Origin of the sequence: Clostridium folliculivorans (assembly GCF_024341905.1) — a bacterium.
GTDB lineage: Bacteria > Bacillota > Clostridia > Clostridiales > Clostridiaceae > Clostridium_AR > Clostridium_AR folliculivorans.
On sequence record NZ_BQXY01000001.1, the window covers coordinates 1266156 to 1286522 of the forward strand.

Here is a 20367-nt window from a genome sequence, read left to right on the forward strand (position 1 = left end):
GGTGGGATTTTATGAACAGTAAATCTAATGCATTAGTAAATGAATTAACAGATGCGTTATTTGAGAGAAAGTCTATTTTATTATCTGGAAGTAGTGGTGTTGGAAAAACATATATTGCCAAACAAATAACGAATCTATTGCAAAACAGTAAATATAATTTATTTGATCCCAGCATAGAATCAGAAGTGGAAAGCTGTGTTATTTCTTGCCATAATAGCGTGACATATGAAGATGTTGTTGGAGGGATTGAAGTATCTACAGATAATGGAAAGTTAGCATTTGAATATAAAGATAAAATTTTGTTAGAAACGATAAGAGCAGCGAGTGAGGACTATCGCAACAAAAGAGAAATCAGACATATCGTTATATTTGATGATGTTCAGAGAAATGATATGTCAAATTTATTGGGAGAAACAATTAATGCTATTGGTGCAGAAAGTAATGTGAAAAAACTAATCCTGAATTATAATTCAAACATTGAAGTCACACCAAATTTGTATATCATATGCACTTACAATGGAACGGAAGTAGGAGCAATCACCATAAATAAAGGTTTATTAGCAAAATTCTATACCAGAGAGATATTATCAGATATAAGTTATATTACAGAGGATTGTGATAATGATATTGTGATTTGGTATGATAAAATTCATACTTTGATTTATAATTACCTTGATATGCAGTACAGAGTCAGTACATATGATCAAAACAGATACATGTTAGGACATGGATACTTTGCTAGTGATAATATCTATATAAGTTTGAAACATCAGATTATTCCATTACTGAAACAATATGTTGCGGAAGGGATATTAGATAAAAAAGTAGAAAATGAAATTAAACTTTTGGAAGATGCATGTGATGAATCTATAGAGAAGACTGATATAGTTGAAGAAGAAATTTTAATTACAGATTATGATGTGAAAGACGTAAAACGTGTTCAAGTTGAAAAACGAGGTTCCAGATACATTCCTACATTGCCAATGAATCAGTTGTTAGGAAGACTAATCGAGCAAAAATTACTCCCACAAGAAAAAATCGTAAACAAAATTCTTTTAAATAGACAGTTCTGTTATAAGGATCAGGAATCAGGTGGAATAACTTATCAAGCTGCTTTCGTAGCAAATGAAGATGCATATAATCATATAGGTAGAATGGATGGCAAACGACATAGAAAATTCTATAGAGGTGGAACTGTTGAAATTAGAAAACAAAAATATTATTTATGGGGTGAATATCTGGTTAAGGATTATACCATTGGGCTTGATTATGAAAAGTTTCCAACGATAGCTTTTGGAACTACAATAGGAATGAATACATTGTTTATTGGTGTTTTGAAAAATTATTATGATTCTCTGATTGGTCTTTACGAAGATTATTTATTGTCTAATCCACAAGATATAAATAGGCAAAAAATATGTGAATATTTAAAAAAAGAGTGGAATGATTTTATACTTGCTAATAAAGAAATTTACCCAAATATTAAGAAGAATAACCCAGAAGCAGAAAGTAATGAAGTATTAGAAAAGTCTAATATAAAACTACACGAAATGATAAATGAATTACAAATTTTGTGGAAAAATGTTGGAGATAAGTTGGTTCTTGACGATGGTACAGAGATAAACATTGAAGGGGTTGGAAAGATAATGGGAAAAAAACAGTATAAAGAATATCGTGATGTAATGGAAGAATTAGAAATTAAACAGATGATTTTGCAAGGACCTCCAGGAACATCAAAAACGTATTCGGCTAAAGAATTTTTGAAGTATGTAGCTGATGATTGTACAGATAAAGAACTTGCAGATATGCAGATAGTAGATTATTCATCAGATGACAAGTATTGTGCTAAATTATTAGAAGATAAAGGAATTCCTAAAATTGCATGGGATATAGTGCAATTTCATCCGTCGTATGGTTATGAGGATTTTATTAGAGGAATCAAAGTGTCGACCGAAGAAGGCACAGATAGAATAGTGTATCAGACTGTAAATAAAGTTTTGGGAAATATTGCGAATCTCGCAAAAAAACATGAAAAAACTACAAAGTTCTATTTGATTATAGATGAAATAAACAGAGCAAATTTAGCAACGGTATTTGGAGAGTTGATATATGGTCTCGAGTATAGAACAGAGAAGATTGCTACTCCGTATGAAGTGAATAAAGATAGTAGAATTAGTTTGCCAGATAACTTATATATCATAGGAACAATGAATACTGCAGATAAATCTATCGGTAGCATAGACTATGCGATTAGAAGAAGATTCCTGTTTTTCGAACAATTACCTGACAAGGCCATAATTGCTGATTATAAAAAAGAGAATGGAGCAGCTCAAATTGCTTTAAATGAAAAAGCGAGCAAATTATTTGATCAGGTTAAAAATGTTTTTGACGAAGATTATTTGAATCCTGAATATCGTAAAGAAGATGTTCAGATAGGACATACTTACTTTTTAGTTGATGACATAAATAAATTACAAATGCGTTTTGAATACCAAATAATACCTATTTTAAAAGAATACTATAAAGATGGAATTATATCATTTGATGTTGAGTTAAGTTACACAGGATTTGAAGGCTTTTTAAACTGCATTAAAGGTAAAATTAATTTGTCATCAGAAAAAGAAAAAGTAGACAAGATATTTGAAGAACTGATTTCCTAATAAGGGTGGAATGAAAAATGTATGGATGGCAAGAAGCGCGTGATGGTAAAAGAATGTATCTGGTTAAAGATAATTCTGAAATGGCTGGGTTCGGAGAATACATTCAGGAAAAAGACAGAGAAAGTTTATTTAAAGGAAATGAAGACTCGAAGCGAAACCTGGGTGTACATTTTTTTCAGCGAAAGCTATATTCATCTAATTATGTTGGTATATGTAGAATTAAAGATATTAACAATGATGATTTATATGATGTCGAAGGAAATGAACTTATTCTAAAGGTCGTTCCAAGATTTAATGTAGGCATTGTAGAATTACTAAATTACATACGAGAAGATGATGAGTTTGATCGATATCTAGCGCCTCAAACAACAAGTAATTCCCAGAAGGATAAGGAAATAGAAGCTGTTGATAAAAATGAAATTTTTTATTTCTTTGAAAATGAAAAGCTACTAAAAGTAGAAGATGGTATTTCAAAAGAAAATAGCATTATAACAGTAACTGTATTTTTGTCTTTATTAAAGTCATTATGTAAGAAGCCACTAATGGGTAGGATGATAAAAGATGAGGCTAATCTAACAGGTAAGGTTAAGGGGAAAATTGTTATTGAAAAAAATATCAGAAGTAATACCATGCGTGGACGAAATGATAGATTCTATTGCAGATATTTACAATATACAGATAACATTTTGGAGAATCAGGTTTTAAAAGCAGCGTTGAAAAAATCAAAAAAATATATTCTTGATTGTTTTGGAGTGAAAGGAAGGTCTGACAATAATTATGCAAGTATGATTTCATATTGTTCAAAAATGTTCAGGGGAGTAGATGATATTAAGTGTTCACCTTCAGATTGCAAAGAATTAAGATTTACTGGATGCTATACATATTATAAACCAGTAATTACGTTAGCACAGATGATCTTGAAAGATATTTCTATTGAGTCAAATGGAGAGGTAACTACATCAGGATACATTGTACCGTATGCAATTTCTATGGAAAAGTTGTTTGAAGTATATGTAAGAGCATATTTGAAAAAGAATGGTGTCAAGTCGTATAAAGAGAAAGCAATAGAAGGAATTCAGATTGAAAAATTTGATTCAAAAACAGATGTGCTTGTTGAGGAATCTGATTTGAGTAATCCAGGTAAATATATAAACGGACCAATAAAGCCAGATATTATTTTAACAGATATATCGACTGAAAAGACAGCTGTATTTGATGTTAAATACAAAAACTATAAAAAAGGTGATTCAAGAAATGACAGATTACAATTACTGGCTTATAGCATGATGATGAATGCAGACAATGTGGGATTGATTTTACCAACATTAGATGAGGAGGTTCCGGTGATTTTTGATGCTCGCAAGATTAACTCATCTGAGAAGCGATTAGTTAAATACCATCAGCTTTTACTTAATATGAAAAAAGCAGATAATACAGTTGCTGAGTATATTAAAAATAATTCATTTACGTGATGTTAGCAAGGAATTAGCTTCCAGTCACCTCCTAATTTCTTAAAGGTGATTCTAATTTTGGACAACCTTTTGTTTTATGGAAAATTACTTATATTAAGGATGTGAATGTATTTTCATATAATAGCAAATAAAACACCCTATTGTTATAGCGTATTCATAGTAGCATACATGCAATAATTAATTAGGTATATATTTAGTTGTTCGTATATTAGTAGGAGGTAAAATGTATGAATCCAAATAAGTTTGGTAAGTTCATAGTAGAAAAGCCAAAATAAAAAGAAATAAGTTTGAGAAGAACGGCAGAGTTAGTATAACTTTCACCAGCTTATTGGAGTGATATTCAAAAAGGAAGAAGGAATCCTCTCAATATTAATAAACTTGAAGAAATAGGTTTATCATATGAAGATACAGATAGGATGATAGATATTGCATCGGAAGATAGAGATGAAATACCAATGGACTTGCCTGAATATATAAAAGAAAGTTACCTTGCTAGGGCAGCTCTTAGGAGATCACGTAAGATGGAGGAGATTGAAAGAAAAAGTGAAGTTATTAGCAAGCTCAACAAGTCTTGCTAGTAACTTAGAGGTGTAGATTCTTTCATATTTGTATTAGAAGTATGGATTTGCAAACATTAATATTATTGAAAAGTAATTAGGTTTATAACTAAAAAGATATGTCAATACTCTTAAATGGTGGTGTTGACATGTCTTTTTAGGTTACATGGAAACTACATATATTATGATTTTTAATTGGCTTTATAATTTGTGTGATTCATCAAAAATACATTTGTGATTTATTTTCAAATCTATTATTAGAAAGTAATGTAAGCGTAAAAAATTAAGTACCTAGATAACATGTCCTCCCATTGATAAAATCAAGGAAAAAGATTATCAATGAGAGGACACCTATGTCTAGAAAATGACCTTACTAAAAGTCAATTTTATTATCATAAAAAGAGATTAGAAAAAGCCAATTCTAAATAACTACATTTCATGAAGTTGCATTAAAAACTGAGAAAGTTAATATAGAGCAAGAGCCAAAAGTTTCAAAAGAAATAAAAATTACTATCGGGAATGCTAATATAGTTATTCCTGCTAGTGAAACTGCTTTAATATATTCAATAGTCAACGAATTAGCTGAAAAATGTTAAATATAGATAAAGTAGAAAAAGTCTATCTTGCCTGCGGCTACACGGATTTAAGAAAAAGTGTTGATGGATTGGTTATGATAGTTAAGAATCAATTTAAGCTGGATCCTTTTGATAAAGCATTGTTTGTCTTTTGCAATAAGCAGATGGATAAATTAAAGATTCTTCACTTTGATGAGGGATTTTGGCTATATTATCATCGTTTAGAAGCGAATCGCTTCAAATGGCCTGCAACAGCAGAAGAAGCATTAAAAGTAAATATAGACGAATTACGATGGCTTTTGAAAGGATATGAAGTAAGAACAAAATAAAGTTCAAGCCTATAAAACAAAGCAATTATTATTAAATCACATCGTGACAAACCCTTGGGAAACCTTTATTTTCAAGGGTTTTCGTGGTATAATTAATATATAAAATACATGCTAAAGAGGTAATTATGAATCACGAAATTTTGACAAATGAACTTGATGAAACTACAAAATCATTAATTGAACAAGTTGAAAAGATGGAAAATGAAATTAATGAAAAAGATAAAGAATTAAGCTCAAAAGATGAAGAAATACGAAAACTAAAAAATGAGCTAGAATTCCTAAATGGTGTTATATCAAATAAAAACAGAAAAATATTTGGAGTATCTAGCGAACAACTAGATACAAACCAACTATCTCTTTTTAACGAAGCTGAAAAATTTAGTGATTCAAAAATGAACGAACCTACTTTAGAAGAAGTAACACATAAAAGAGCTAAGAAAAATACCTATACAGGCAAGAAAGATAATTTAACAAACTTAGAAAGAGTTATTATAGAGCATAAACTTGACGGAGATGATCTTAGATGTAAGGAATGTGGAGAACTATTAGTTGAAATAGGTGTGAAATCAAGAAAAGAAATAATTAAATATGTTCCAGCTAAACTTATAGTAGAAGAACACGTAATTTACAGCTACGCTTGTAAAGCATGCGAAAAAGAAACCGGTGAAAGCAACATAGTTGCAGCACTAGCTCCACAAACTATATTTTATAATAGTATGGCTTCTAATGAGTTAATTGCTCATACTCTTATACTTAAATATCAGCATGCTATGCCGTTATATAGACAAGAAAGTTACTTTGATATGATGGGGGCTACTCTTCAAGGCAAACTCTTTGTAACTGGACTATGTCCGCAGCGGAAGCTCTAGAGCCAATATATAGCCATATGAAAAACGAATTACTTAATAGAAATTATATACACGCAGATGAAACAACTCTAAAAGTAATCAATGACAACTGCAAGGATTCTAAATCTAAAAAATACATGTGGATATATATGAGTAATACTGATTCAAAGACTGTAATTTTGTATGATTATCAGAGCACTAGAGCTAGCTCTTGTCCTAAGAATTTCTTGGAGAATTTAGTGGATTCCTTCAAACTGATGGATATAATGGATATAACTCCGTTAGCAACGCTACGCGGATATATTGCTTAGCGCACATAAGAAGATATTTTCATAATATAATAGTTGATTTGGATGAAGATGCCTTAAAAAATTCTAGAGCAATATTAGGATTTAATTATTGCGAGCAAATTTATAAACTTGAAAAAGAACTTAGAGAAGTTTATTCAAGTGATGAAAATTATTATGATATCAAATTTAAGTTGAGATCTGAAAATCTAGATAAAATTCTAGATAACTTTATTGAATATGTTGAAAGAGAAATTAAAGACGCTCTTCCAAGAAGTCCGTTAGGTAAGGCGCTTGATTATGCTAAAAAGCACTTGCAAGGATTAAAAAATGTGTTATTAGATGGTTCTTTGGAAGTTGACAATAATGCTGCTGAAAGAGCAATTAAGCCTTTCGTTATAGGTCGTAAAAACTTCCTTTTTGCAAATACTGCTAAAGGTGCCACTTATAGTGCTAATATTTATAGCATTGTTGAAACTGCCAAAGCTAATAAACTAGTTGTGGAGAGATATTTAGTTTATTTATTTGATAATCTATCAAAGATAAATGTATCCGATAGCGAAAGCTTAGAAGCTCTTATGCCTTGGTCAGAAAAGGTTGCTGAAAATATAAAAATTAAAGATAGGAAATAAATCAATCCCAGTGAAGCTTAATAAATTGCCTTACTGGGATATTTTAATGCTATTTTTGAAATTGTTAAAGGTGCTAAAGTTTTGACAATTACATTATATTTAAGTAATAGCAGGCTTTCTTTTTACGCTTACATTATATTTTTGTGTGATATACATATAATTGAAGTCATATATTAAATTATATTAATATTTTGGAGAAAGTGATGAGCAAATTAGCTATTTATTATAGAGTTAAGCCCGGGGATTGTTATGAAACTCCTAAGTGGGCAGTAGATTGTTTATTAAGGCGAGAAGCATTTGAAGGTGTAATACTTGAACCTTGCTGTGGACAAGGTGCTATAAGCAAAGTATTGAAAGATTACGGATATGGTGTAATATCATCAGATATAAGGGATAGTGAACAAATTGATGGAGAAAAAGGAAAAGATATTTTTAGTATAAATAAAGTTTTTAATAATATTATCACAAACCCACCATATTCTAATATTAATGATGTGATAAAACATTTTTCTAGAATTTATAATAAAAAAATGGCGTTATTATTAAGGCTAAGTTTTTTAGAAAGCATGAGTAGATATGAATTTTTCACGTCTTTTCCGTTAAAAGTAGTATATGTATTTTGTGCTAGAGTAACAATGTATCCAGAGGGGGAAGAAAGACCTAAGAACTCAGGAAGTGTAGCGTATGCATGGTTTGTATGGGATAAGGATTATATAGGTAACCCTATGATTCGGTGGATACCAGAAAAAGAAAAGTAGTTTATATTCTTAATCAATAGAATAAAATCCGAAAATTAGGAAATATTTTAAGTAATATCTAATATTTCGGAGGAATAAAATGGGCTCATACTATAAGAAGATAGATAAATCAGTATTAGAAAGTGGGAAGATAACTATACCCGATGATGAAATAAATTTATTATTAGATGTTTCTAAAATGAATGTAGGTGAATCAATAGATTTGATACTTCAGTTTAATAATAGGAAATATAAAGGGAAGATAGCATATAAAAATAGAAATTCTAAGAAAAATAAAGGTAAGCCGTATTATCAGTTAACATATGAGTTAGGTCTAACAAAAGAATTAAAAAAGGAATTTATTCAAACTTTTTTAGCAATTGAGACAGAAAAAATATCATGTAATGAATCTGAAAAGTATCATATTACAAGTGATAATATAAATAGAGAAGTAGTTAAGTTTCAGGCTAAACATGAAAATTTAATAACAGTATCTCCATTTCTTAAAATTGGTACAGAATATGACAGATTGTTTCAGAAGATTATTGAGATGAATTTATTAGATTTAGATAAAAATGATAAAGAAAAAGATATAATATCCTATTCTTCTACATGGATTCCAATATCTGACCTCAATAAACATAAAGAAGTTAAGAATGTAGTTTATTATTTAGTTGATACTATTAACAAGGAAGTTTACATAGGAAGTGCGCATAATTTGGGAAAAAGGGTTAAGCCTAATAGAGAAGAAATTCCAGGATGGAATATATTCAAGTATGAGGTTATAAATCCAAAGTATACTGGATTACTGGTAAAGATTGAGTATCATTCAATTAGAGCTTTTGCAAGCTTCTTAGATAATGTTGGTGGAGAGAGTTCGTTAGGAATATCGGAATATAAACTTAATAACAAAGTTTGGTCAAAGTGCAAGTAGGGATTTTACTTTGGTAAATATAACGAAGTTATATTTTTTATGTTATTAAACTAATTTAAATTTAATACCAGGAGTTATTATACACTGGCGAAAAGCCAATGTTTTTTATATGCCACACCTTACATACACTAATTGTAAAATTATATATAAATATGTTATAATTTAATAAAATTTCTAAATTTGGAGGGCGTCATGGGGATTCTTGATTCGCTTAAAAAGGGATTATTTGGTGAAACTTCAGAAGATAAACTTATGAAGAGTATAAGTTTGCCAATATTTCTTAAGGATTTTGATATAGAAAGCAATGAAATTAAAGAGCTTAATAGGCTTTTAGATAATACAAGTAACGAAAATAGTAGAAAAAAGCTTGAAAATGAGCTTAATCTTCAAAAGTATGTTCATGATGGCTTAAGCAAGGTTTATTATGAACTTAAGAATTCATCAGTGCCTTTTTATGGATTATATGATTTGAAGCTTAAGGTACAGGATCAAGGAACTAATATAGATTTTTTATGTTTAACAAATAGATTTTTATGTGTAGTTAAAGTTAAGAGTATGCAAGGTAATATTGAGATAGACAAACAAGGAAGTTTTTCTAGGTGGATGAAAAAAGATGACAAGTGGCATAAGGAAGGTATTTATAGTCCTTTAGAGCAGAATAGAAAGTCTGAGACTTTCATAAAAAGTGTTCTTAAAGATGAATTTAATATAGTTAATATGCCTATATATTCAATGGTTGTATTTACTAATCCTAAGGCTACCTTGAATTTTAAAGAATGTAGTGAGGACATATTAGATAAGGTATTTAAGTTTGATTTAATAAATACAAAGCTTAAGGGAATTATTGGAGAGACAACTTATCAAGGAATAGATGAAAAGTTAACTTTAGTTATAGCTGAAAGATTTAAACAGCTTAATATTGCCCAAGAAACTGATTATGCTTCAAAGTTTAATATAACTAAAACAGAAAAGGCAGAAGAAGCTAAAAGCGAAGTAGCAGCTAGTTTAAAAACAGTGCCAGTTGATGAACCTTCAAATAAGGTTGATATAGAATATATCTCAAATGCATTAAAGACTTATAGAACTGCAATTGCTACAAGCAGTAAGATCCCTCCATATTACGTGTTTAACAATGAGGAATTAGATAGAATATTAAAGGCAATGCCTAGAACTAAGGAAGAACTTTTAAAGGTTAAGGGGTTTGGTACAGTTAAGGTGGACAAGTACGGCGAAGATATATTAAAGATAATTAATGATTAGTGAGGAGTATTAATTATGCAGCTTAATGTTGAACAAAAGAAACTTGTGCAAAGTAAGCCAGCAGGACATTCATTAATAAGAGGTGTAGCTGGTTCTGGAAAGACTACAGTGGCAGTTAATAAAATACCTTTTTTGATGGAGCATTATTGTATAGATGATAATGATAAGGTTCTTATGGTTACTTACAATAAGAGCCTTATAAGCTATATAAAATATGTATATGAAAAGGTTCAAAAGGATAGGGAAGAAGAGCAGTTATCTCTTTTCCAGTCAGATAATAAAAAGGTTGATATAAAGAATATCGACTCTTTGATGTATGCTTATTTTAAGGAGTATTGTAAGGCAAATAAGTTAAACTTTGAAGTTGAAGGTAAAAGAAATAACATAGTTAATCATATAATTAAAGCCATGGCAGAAGTGAAAAAAGAGGCTGTTGAGGTTAAGTTTTTAGAACATAATTATCTTCCTTTTATAATGGAGGAGATTGGCTGGATTAAGGCTTGCAAGTATTTACATATAGAAGAATATCAAGAAGCAGATAGACTTGGAAGAATGTCTACTCAAAAGGCAGATGGTCCTCAGAAGCTTCAGAAGAATTCTAAATCAAGAGCTGCAATCTTTAAGGTTATGGAAGCCTACAACAAATCCTTAAGATCGGAAAATAAAGTTGATTTTCATGACATGTCTCTTTTTGCTTTGGAGCAATCTAAGAAATCCTTATACAAAAAATATGCCCATATAATCGTAGATGAGAGTCAGGATCTTACTAGAGTTCAGTTAGAGTTTTTAAACAATATAATAAGCAACAAGGAATATTCTTCAATAACCTTTGTGGCAGATACTGCACAGAGTATATATCCTCAATCCTGGCTTGTAAAGGGAAGAAGCTTTGCATCTGTTGGTTTTGATGTAAAAGGAAGAAGTAACTCTCTTTCAAAGAATTATAGAACCACAACACAGATAGCTGAAGCAGCTTATTCATTACTAGAAAAGGATACTCAGATAATTGAAGATGAAAACTTTGTTAAACCTTCTCTGCTTGATAAACAGGGACATTACCCAGTGTTTAGAGTTTTTGAAGATAAAAAACAGGAAGAAAACTATGTAGTAAAGCTACTTACAGATCTTAAGGATAAATATAATTATGGCGATATTGCCATAGTAGCAAGGACAAATGAGCAAATAAGTGAGTTTAAGAATTTCTTAGAAGATAAGAAAATACCTAATAAACTTATGTCAAAATCTGATGGTTATGAATTTGGAGATGACAAAATAAAGCTATTAACCATGCATTCAATTAAGGGGTTAGAGTTTAAGGTTGTCATTATAATCGGACTTAATTCAAAGTATATGCCACTAAGAAGTGTAACAATAGATGATGAAGAACTTCTTGAATCCAGGGAAAGAAAGCTCATGTATGTTGGTATGACTAGAGCCACAGAAAGGCTATACTTAACATGCGATGGGACACCTTCAAAGTTCATATTAGATATTGACCCGAGATTTTTAAAGTATTCAGATAACACTTTAATGAGAAGTTTTTATCATATAAGACAGGAAAACTACAACTTTAAGGAAAAGGTTAAAGATGTATATTCTTATGAAGAAAAGATAAGACAATGGGTTATAAATGAGCTAAAGGAAAGCTATAAATACCCTCTGAATTTAATAAGTATAGAGCAGCAGGTGAATTTATTTTCCAAGGTAGGTTTTGTTGATGTAGCTGTGACCATATATAAAAACAACGTTAAAACTCCATACATATTTGTTGAAGTAAAAAGAAAAGGTTTTGGACTTGTAAACTGCCTAGAGCAGCTTAAGAGCTATATAAGTGCATCACCAACATGTCAATATGGTATAGCAACTGATGGAGTTGATTTAATTATCATCAATAGAAATCTTGAGATAGTAGAAGACATAGAAGGTTTCCAAACCTCAATGCTTCCATCATCCTTAGAAGAATATTCTTATGTAGATTTAAAGAACAATCAGGTTTCAAAGTTCACAAGAGACTGCAATAGTATCAAAGAAATCATAATAGATAACTCCTATATATTCCCTGAAAACGAGATAAAAAGAATAAATGTTTTCAGCTCCATAGCAGCAGGCAATCCAATACTTATAAACTCCTCTGTAGAAGAAGAATTCTACCTTCCACAAAAGTGGGTAGGAGGTTCTAATAATACCTATATGGTTAAGGTAAAGGGTGACAGCATGATAAATGCTAATATATGTAATGGTGATATAGTGGTTATAAGGCAGCAAAACACTGCAAATAATTATGAGATTGCTGCAGTGGACTTAGACGGAAACACTACTTTGAAAAGATTTGTTAAGATGGGAGATACCATACTCTTAATGCCGGAAAATCCTAGTTATGAGCCTATACAGGTTAGTGAAGGGCAGATGAATATATTGGGAGTGGCTGTGGGAGTGTTGAAGAGAGAGTAAGATAGAAATATACAAAACTTTTGTAACGATTAAATAATCATTAATAATTTAAGTGTAAATAACAAACTTATAAACATCTTTAACATAATGATAGAAAATTTAAAAGTTATAAAGAGAGATAACATACTATCGAGGAGGAGAAAAATTGGCCTATCTGGATTATGAGAAGTATAAAACTTTAGAGAAAGGTTCTAAAATTAAAGAATTAAATCAACTTTGGAAAACAGAGCAGATTTTAAAAGGATGGATAAAAAATATTAGCCCTGAAAGAGGTTTCATTACTATTGACGATATAACTAATTTAGATAATGAGGGAATTAGAAATCCCTTTAATGAAAAAATTATTGAAAGAATTATATGTTTCCCAGGTAAAAACTCTATACTTTATGAAAAAATACACAAATATGATCAAATAGTTTTTAAGTTTGATATTAATAGAAATAATCGTGAAGTTGATGATAAGGATAGTGAAAAGAATAGTCCTATAATTGCAGATGCGAAAACCATTAGGATAATAGATGAATTGGAAGAAATATATAATAAATTGATTGAGGAAGATATTGAATTAACCTTTGCTGAAATAGTTAAAAAAGAATATGCAAATAAAAGCGTTGTTTTTTGTGAAGATATAATAAATTTATTCAAAGATAAAAATGATAGTGTAATTAATGATATATCGAAAAGGCAAAATGAGTTATCGAAGTTAGATAATGAAATCATGCAAAAGCAAAATGAAATATTAAAATTTACTTCATTACTAAGTGAGGAAAAAGTTAAACTAGAAAAACAATTAAATGAAATACGTGAAAATAAACTAATAGAGATTAATAAAGAATTAGAAGATAAGAAAAACTCAATTGTTCAGATAGAAACAATAGCAAAGAAATATGAAAAAATTGGTTTTAATTTATACTGGGACAGTGACAAATATACGAATGAGACAGAAGGCAGAGTAGATATTAAGGAAAAGTTAGAACAAATTGAATATATTCAAAAGTATCTAGGCATAAGGGAAGATAAAAAATTATATTATGATAGGCATATTATTGAAATGCTTTTTTCGGCTTTATGTTCAAATCAGATTATAGTTTTATGTGGAGAACCTGGAACAGGAAAAACTAGTTTGGTTGAAGGCTTTGCTGAGGCAATATCTGCTGAGTACAGGTTGGTATCTGTACAGCCCAATTGGACAGATAATCAGGATTTACTAGGTTTCTATAATCCAGTAGAGAAGACCTATGTGGCAACACCATTTTTAGATGCAATACTTGAAGCGAACAAATACCCAGAACGATTATTCCTTATATGTCTTGATGAAATGAATTTGGCTCATGTAGAATATTACTTTTCTGAATTTTTAAGTAAGCTTCAATCGAAAGTAAGAACTTTAAATTTGTATAGTGATTATATTTATAAACAGATAGGACTAGAACTACATGGCAAGATAAAAAAATACATAAGTGGTGATATAGATATTGAAAAGGCTTTAAGCAGTGATTTGCCTCTTTTACAGCTTAGTTCAAATGAAATTGATGAATACTTTAAATTAAAATGGCAATGGAATATGTTTAGAAGATATACCTCAAATGTGAAAATTCCTAATAATATAAGGTTCATTGGAACTATTAATAAAGATGAAACAACAAAAGGTTTAAGTCCAAAAGTAGTAGACAGAAGTTTTGTTATAGAACTTGGGAAATTTAGCGAGCATACTAAAATTGATATAATTGAAAATGAAGAAGAGTACAAAAAATTATATAATAAAAATTTGTATCTTAGTGCTAATTATTTTGGGATCAATAGATATAAGGTAGATGAGGAATTTTTACAAAGAATAAATAGTATTAAGGAAATTCTTAAAAAGTTAAAGATATACTTAAATAATAGATTTGATGATCAAATTGAACAAATTATTGGAAGCGGTATTATAAATGATTATGATAGGTTATTCGATTATGTAGTTTCGTGTATGGTATTACCTAAAATTAATATAAGTATTGATGATGATCAAGATAAACAAATTGTTTTATTGCAAAAACAATTAAAAGATACTAAAATATCAAAATCAATATTTGCGAAAATGAAAGAATATTGTGATCAAGAGCATATTCTTACCTTTTGGCGGTGATTAGTTTGAGACTTAAGGCTCACATGATTAATGTTAACTATTCAAAGGCAACAAAAAGTGATTTTCTGGTTGAGAATATTACATTTTTGAGCGAAGAGCATTACAAGGAAGGAACTAAGTTAGGTAATGATGACAAGGAATGTTGGTATACATATACACATTACAGGGATAAAAATAACTTGAAAAATATTTATCAGTTAGGATTTGAGCTTATTGACCTCGATGAAAGTGAGGAAATGGCTGAATACAATTTATTCATTACATGTACTGATGATAAGGATATAGCTTACCCATTAAAATATGATAAAACAGCTAAAATTTATTTTGATTCTCCTAAAGGAAAAATTAAAAAAGGAAAAATTCAATTTGATAAAAGCACTGAATATATGCCAGTTGGTGTAGATACATCAGGGATATTTTATGTAGATATTTTTGACAGCACAGGAACCGAAATTTATACTTCACCACCTATATGTGTATTACCTTCTTCTATGATGTATAAAGATTATATATCTATGGTAAATGATTTACTTCAGATAAAAGATGATTTAATAATTAACAAAAAAGCAAAAGTAGCTTTAAAAGGAAATTGGGAGTATAGAAAAGATAGCATAATAAATTGTTTGAATATGATTAGTAATCCATTGAAAAGAATAGATAGGAATCCAGCTGTTAATTTAACACCAGAATGGAAAAAGGTTAATTATAAGTCAATCAAACATATTAAATCAAAAACCTTAATTGAAAGAGCAATATTACCGTCTAAGAATAAATATACTACTCAGACTCATTCTGAAAATGTAGATATATACGAAAATCGGATAATAAAATACGCACTATCTAGACTAAGAGATAAAATTGTATATTATACGAAAGCTTACGAGAATGAAGCAATTCAACGGGAAAAAGAAATTAATCAAATTAAAAAAGTAATTGAGAGTAAATACAATAGAAATATCGAAGATATATTACAAGAATTAAAAGTGAGAACATCACTGCATGAAACCGAAATAAATAGGCGTGAAAATATTTATTTAAACCAAATTAACTCTATTATGCATAACAATGTAAATACGGTAGGAAATATTAATATTTATTTTGATATTTATAAGGAAGCAGTTATTAACAACAACAATATTAATCTTGAAATTGGCAGTAATACCTGTAAATTAATTATTAACAGCATTAAAAATAGCGATAAAATTTATCCTTTAAATCTACATAGGGGAAGTTATAAGTATATGACTTCTAATATGTGGAGGGATGCACAATTTCATGCAAGAGTTGCTACTATTGAATTAGAAACAAGTAGTTTAAATGAGATCATTTATCTTATAGAGAAAATTTGTGAATCTGATTATGAACTTATGCAAAATAAAATTACAATATTAGCTCAGGCACAAAGCGTTTCAAATGACAGTGATGACCCACTTGGAGGAAATATTCTTACGGGATATAAATTTTCTGATGGTGGTATTGTTAAAAAATACAATATTAAAATAACAAAACTATATAGTATTAATGGAGAAAAGGTTCCTAAATATGAAAAAGATGATGTAATAAGTAAATTACTTCAATATGTTAATGACCCCATTTTACATAAGTTAAAAAATGATTATAGTAACTTAAGTGAAAATAAATCATTTATTGAATCTATCATTAAAAAATATGAAATATGTTGTAATAAGAGAAATATTTTTTTAAATCAGAATGATGATTGGAAAAGTGTTCATAATAGTATAGAGTCACTTCTATCATTAGATATTTTTCATAGAGTTAAAGATATACATTCTACATGGAAACCAACACAAATTTTTGTAAATGATTCGGATTATGGGGTTTTATGGAGATACCTAAAAGAGTTAGATTTAAAGATAGATTTTATCAGTGACTTTAATAAAAAAAGTTTTGCTATCAAAGCTACTCATAATCTTTATGAACTTTGGTGCTTCTTTAAAATGGTACAAGTTCTTATGAATGAGCAAAAATGGGAAATAGAAAATTGTAATGAAATCTACAGTATAATAAATCAATATTTATATATGAATGAAGAGAAATTTAGCGATGATTTAAAGGCAGTTCTAAGCCATAAAATAGATGAGGAAAGAAAAATAACACTAACAATTTTGTATAATAAAAAGATATATTATAACGTAGAAGATGGTAAATATAAGCAACCTGACTATATGTTTAGCTTCAATATTAATAACGAGTCTAAAATTGTTTATATTGATGCAAAGTATAAGAATTATAATGAACAAACAAAAGCAGAGTGGATTAATGACGTAAAAGGAGTTGCTATAGATAAATATATTAGAACATTTGAGAATACAGTATATTTGCCTATTGCTTCTTTTATTGTACATCCTGATTTAGAAGAAAAATGGACTTTTTTTGGAGGTTATTTGAATGAGGATCAAAGAAAAGAATTAGGATGGAGAGCTGAAACGCCAAGTCATAGATTTGGAGCTTTTGCTTTTGTTCCTAGTCAAATTATAAACTTCCAGACTTTTATTAAAATGATTTTAGAATATCATCTGAAATTATACGATTATTGTTGGAATTGTGGGGAGATAGTCCATTCAGAAGACAAAATAAATAAAGTAATGAAAAAAACGCAGGGTGGTTTTGATAAGTATCATTATACCTGTAACACATGCGGAGAGTTTTGGGTAAAGACCCACTGTGAAAAGCCAGAACATCATAATATTATTAAACATCTATATAATTATCATTCACAAAAAGAAAAAAGTAAATATCCTTGGTTTGTTGAATGCCCAAAATGCGATAATAGTAGTGATGCTGATGAGCGATTAGATTCTCATTATGGGGTTCATATTCTAAATGAAGATATTATTTTTTAGTGTAGTTAGAATAATTTGATATAAATTCAAGAGGCTAATTCTTATGGAAAACCATAGTTTTTGAAAAAATACGCCACCTTATTTTAGGGGGCGTATTTTTACACATTATCAAAACTAATAGATATAAAAGTTATTCGAGAAGTGAACCTACTTTTAATCTAGAAATGAAAACTTTTTTAAATCAATTGATTTAAATGTGATTAAAGATATATAAAAAAATCAAATTTTAGTACATAACAATTACATACACTATCTGTAAATTTATATATAAATATGTTATAATTCAATAAAATTTCTAAATTTGTAGTATATACTGGAGAATTTTGATTAGGGAAAAGAATATTATTTGTTTAGAGGAGGATGTGAAAAATATAGCTATCCTTTTTCGTGGGCCGCTCGTGGCACTCCCCGCGTGGTGTAGCGAAACCTATAGAATAGCTTTTTTCACAGCCTCCTATGGTTGAAGTGTATATAGAACCTCATATTGAATAAGTTTAGATTATAATTAGACAAGCTATGTTTAGGAGAGTAAAGATGAGATATAATAACTGTTTTGAATTATGGATTGATGAAAGTGGAGATTTTTTAAGTGATATTTCAAATAAAAGATTAAATCCTTCACTTGTAGGAGGAGTTCTTATTGAACAAGGAATAGTAGATGAAACTATAGCAGGAAAGATATTAAATAGAGATTTTGTTCACTTCAATGAGGAAAATGGGCAGTTAAATATTGAAGTATTGAGGAAAGTAGCTGAATACAAGGCAGAATTTGTGGTGTTTGAAAACAAAGAAAGACTTCTTGTGATAGATAGTGACACCACTTATCTTAATATCCTGTCAGAAGGTATCATTCAGCTACTTTTGTTTTTGTCAGCAAAATACGGAGACTTTGAGCTTAATGTATTGGTTGCTACCAGAAAAAATACAACTGCTGGCAAAGGCATATTAAGCGAAGAAGAATACGAAAAAAGACTAAAAGAAAAGGTTGTATTGGGGATAGCGAGAAATGCATTAACTAAGAAAACTAGATGGAAGTATAAGATTAGTTTCGGAGATGCTAGGATAGATAAAAGACTAATGCTATCGGACTGTGTTTGCAATACATATTTAACTAGGACTTCTAGAAAATTTACTGATGAAGATAGAATTATTATAAACGAGTTGTACAAAAAAGAGCTAAACTTTTCAATTTTTGAAAGCTCAGTAGATATTGAAATTAAAAGAGCTATTGCTGAAGGAAGGTTTGGAGATGTCATTTTCGAATTGTATTTCAACAGTGAACTAGCTGAAGGTAAGAAAAAATATTTGGATTTAGCTTTAGACAGATTACAGCAATTTAATGATTTTGCTATTAACAATCAGCTTATGAGCATTACTTCTAAGATAGACACACTAATAAGAATGCATTTAGATTATTCAGTGTTAAAGGTTATACTTACAGAGCTCCAAAGTGAATTGGTTCCGCTATTAAAGCAGAGGAATATGGCAGTTCCAGAGTTTATTTTAGATATAATACTATATTTATATACTATATACACTCATGAGGGAAGTGCTCAAGCAGAGGAACAAGACGAATTTTTTATGATAGAACTTGAAAATTTAACTGATTTATTTATTAAGTTTCAATACTTCATTATGTATAAAACAAGACAAGCAATTCATCAAAAGAACATGTTGGATGTTGAAGCTAGTATTGATAATATGACAAAGGTTATTAAGATAATGGAACAGATGAAGGAATTAATGTCAATTATTGATGGAGCAGAAGATAATATGCTTGGAGATAAAAACATAATGCTTGCAAAAGCTTACGGTACAAGGCTTCAAGCCTGGGCAATGACTATGCATAAGGAAAAAGATGATTTAGAAAAAGCTAGAGTAGATTATGAAAATGCTCTTAAACAGTTTGCAAACGAAAATGATAAGGTAAGACAGCATCTTTATTTAAGCCAAGCAGAATGCGAAGCAGGAAATATAGAAAATGCTCTTAAGCTAATATTAAAAACTGAGAATATGAATTATATGGAAGAGGATAGCGTAGAGAAATTTATAGATAAGATTAATGGACAAAGATTATATGATGTTATTTATAAATACTTAGCATATGTTCGAATCATGTCTTATGCAAAGAGGCTTAAGGAAGATTCTATAGCATCTTATATGTACAAGGCAATGACAAAAAATAATGTAAACTTAGAAACTTTTAAAGCAAGTTTCAGTGGTATTCATCCACTTGAAATGATCTATTGGCATATGGGAGACTATTTCGCATATTCTGAAGAGATAAAAAAGGCAAATAGATATTATGATATGGCAATAGAACTGTGTGAACAAAGTCAAAGGGATATTACAATTAAAGTAATACAACTAGGAGTTCTATCAAGTAAGGTCTTAGCATATTTGCACAAAAAAAGAATTAACGAGGCAAAAGATGTAGTTGACAGGTTGATTAATGAATATTCTACTTTGATTGCAGGAGGAATTCCAAGTACTGTATTAGACTATGTAGGTATACTTAAAAATGTAAGTAAAGAAAATATAAATACAGAAGCCTTAGAAGAGTTTACTGTGAAAGCTAGAGCTATAAATTAAAGTATATTTATAATATGCTTATTGACATTTGAAGGGAGAAG

11 protein-coding genes and 1 pseudogene are annotated in these 20367 nt (G+C 29.5%); all 12 read left to right on the forward strand.

Features of this window, described 5'->3' with window-relative positions:
• Positions 1 to 11 precede the first annotated feature (11 nt).
• The 12 genes and pseudogenes from OCU55_RS05725 (at position 12) to OCU55_RS05780 (ending at position 20326) form a co-directional block, all read left to right on the forward strand.
• Positions 12 to 2660: an AAA family ATPase gene (locus OCU55_RS05725; RefSeq protein WP_261851343.1), complete on the forward strand. Its 2649-nt coding sequence runs from the start codon at positions 12 to 14 to the stop codon at positions 2658 to 2660.
• Positions 2661 to 2677: 17 nt separating this feature from the next.
• Complete coding sequence (locus tag OCU55_RS05730; protein ID WP_261851344.1) at positions 2678 to 4132, forward strand: 5-methylcytosine restriction system specificity protein McrC; 1455 nt, start codon at positions 2678 to 2680, stop codon at positions 4130 to 4132.
• 1146 nt (positions 4133 to 5278) lie between these two features.
• Positions 5279 to 5593 carry an IS66 family insertion sequence element accessory protein TnpB gene (tnpB, locus tag OCU55_RS05735; protein ID WP_261851345.1) on the forward strand — a complete coding sequence of 105 codons (315 nt, stop codon included), beginning with the start codon at positions 5279 to 5281 and terminating at the stop codon, positions 5591 to 5593.
• A 194-nt stretch (positions 5594 to 5787) separates the two neighbouring features.
• Positions 5788 to 7114, forward strand: a pseudogene (gene tnpC, locus OCU55_RS05740) (IS66 family transposase); the annotation flags it as partial.
• An 81-nt stretch (positions 7115 to 7195) separates the two neighbouring features.
• The gene (locus OCU55_RS05745; RefSeq protein WP_261851511.1) at positions 7196 to 7360 is read left to right on the forward strand and encodes a transposase domain-containing protein; all 165 of its coding nucleotides are present in this window, start codon (positions 7196 to 7198) and stop codon (positions 7358 to 7360) included.
• Between the two features lie 203 nt (positions 7361 to 7563).
• Positions 7564 to 8118, forward strand: a complete 555-nt coding sequence (locus tag OCU55_RS05750; protein WP_261851346.1) for a TRM11 family methyltransferase — start codon at positions 7564 to 7566, stop codon at positions 8116 to 8118.
• A gap of 79 nt (positions 8119 to 8197) precedes the next feature.
• A complete protein-coding gene (locus OCU55_RS05755; RefSeq protein ID WP_261851347.1) occupies positions 8198 to 9031 on the forward strand; it encodes a hypothetical protein in 834 nt (277 codons plus the stop codon).
• Between the two features lie 192 nt (positions 9032 to 9223).
• Positions 9224 to 10291, forward strand: a complete 1068-nt coding sequence (locus tag OCU55_RS05760; protein WP_261851348.1) for an HRDC domain-containing protein — start codon at positions 9224 to 9226, stop codon at positions 10289 to 10291.
• Between the two features lie 15 nt (positions 10292 to 10306).
• On the forward strand, positions 10307 to 12742 hold the full coding sequence (gene lexA / locus OCU55_RS05765; protein WP_261851349.1) for a transcriptional repressor LexA: 2436 nt from the start codon (positions 10307 to 10309) through the stop codon (positions 12740 to 12742).
• A 145-nt stretch (positions 12743 to 12887) separates the two neighbouring features.
• Positions 12888 to 14870 carry an McrB family protein gene (locus OCU55_RS05770; protein ID WP_261851350.1) on the forward strand — a complete coding sequence of 661 codons (1983 nt, stop codon included), beginning with the start codon at positions 12888 to 12890 and terminating at the stop codon, positions 14868 to 14870.
• Between the two features lie 5 nt (positions 14871 to 14875).
• The gene (locus tag OCU55_RS05775; RefSeq protein ID WP_261851351.1) at positions 14876 to 17734 is read left to right on the forward strand and encodes a nuclease domain-containing protein; all 2859 of its coding nucleotides are present in this window, start codon (positions 14876 to 14878) and stop codon (positions 17732 to 17734) included.
• 534 nt (positions 17735 to 18268) lie between these two features.
• Positions 18269 to 20326: a hypothetical protein gene (locus OCU55_RS05780; RefSeq protein ID WP_261851352.1), complete on the forward strand. Its 2058-nt coding sequence runs from the start codon at positions 18269 to 18271 to the stop codon at positions 20324 to 20326.
• Positions 20327 to 20367: the final 41 nt, after the last annotated feature.

Excerpts from the sequence above, each read along its gene's own strand:
- OCU55_RS05750 (WP_261851346.1), top strand. The coding sequence starts at position 7,564 with ATGAGCAAATTAGCTATTTATTATAGAGTTAAGCCCGGGGATTGTTAT.
- OCU55_RS05725 (WP_261851343.1), top strand. The coding sequence starts at position 12 with ATGAACAGTAAATCTAATGCATTAGTAAATGAATTAACAGATGCGTTA.
- OCU55_RS05780 (WP_261851352.1), top strand. The coding sequence starts at position 18,269 with ATGAGATATAATAACTGTTTTGAATTATGGATTGATGAAAGTGGAGAT.
- OCU55_RS05730 (WP_261851344.1), top strand. The coding sequence starts at position 2,678 with ATGTATGGATGGCAAGAAGCGCGTGATGGTAAAAGAATGTATCTGGTT.
- OCU55_RS05760 (WP_261851348.1), top strand. The coding sequence starts at position 9,224 with ATGGGGATTCTTGATTCGCTTAAAAAGGGATTATTTGGTGAAACTTCA.
- OCU55_RS05755 (WP_261851347.1), top strand. The coding sequence starts at position 8,198 with ATGGGCTCATACTATAAGAAGATAGATAAATCAGTATTAGAAAGTGGG.
- tnpB (WP_261851345.1), top strand. The coding sequence starts at position 5,279 with ATGTTAAATATAGATAAAGTAGAAAAAGTCTATCTTGCCTGCGGCTAC.
- lexA (WP_261851349.1), top strand. The coding sequence starts at position 10,307 with ATGCAGCTTAATGTTGAACAAAAGAAACTTGTGCAAAGTAAGCCAGCA.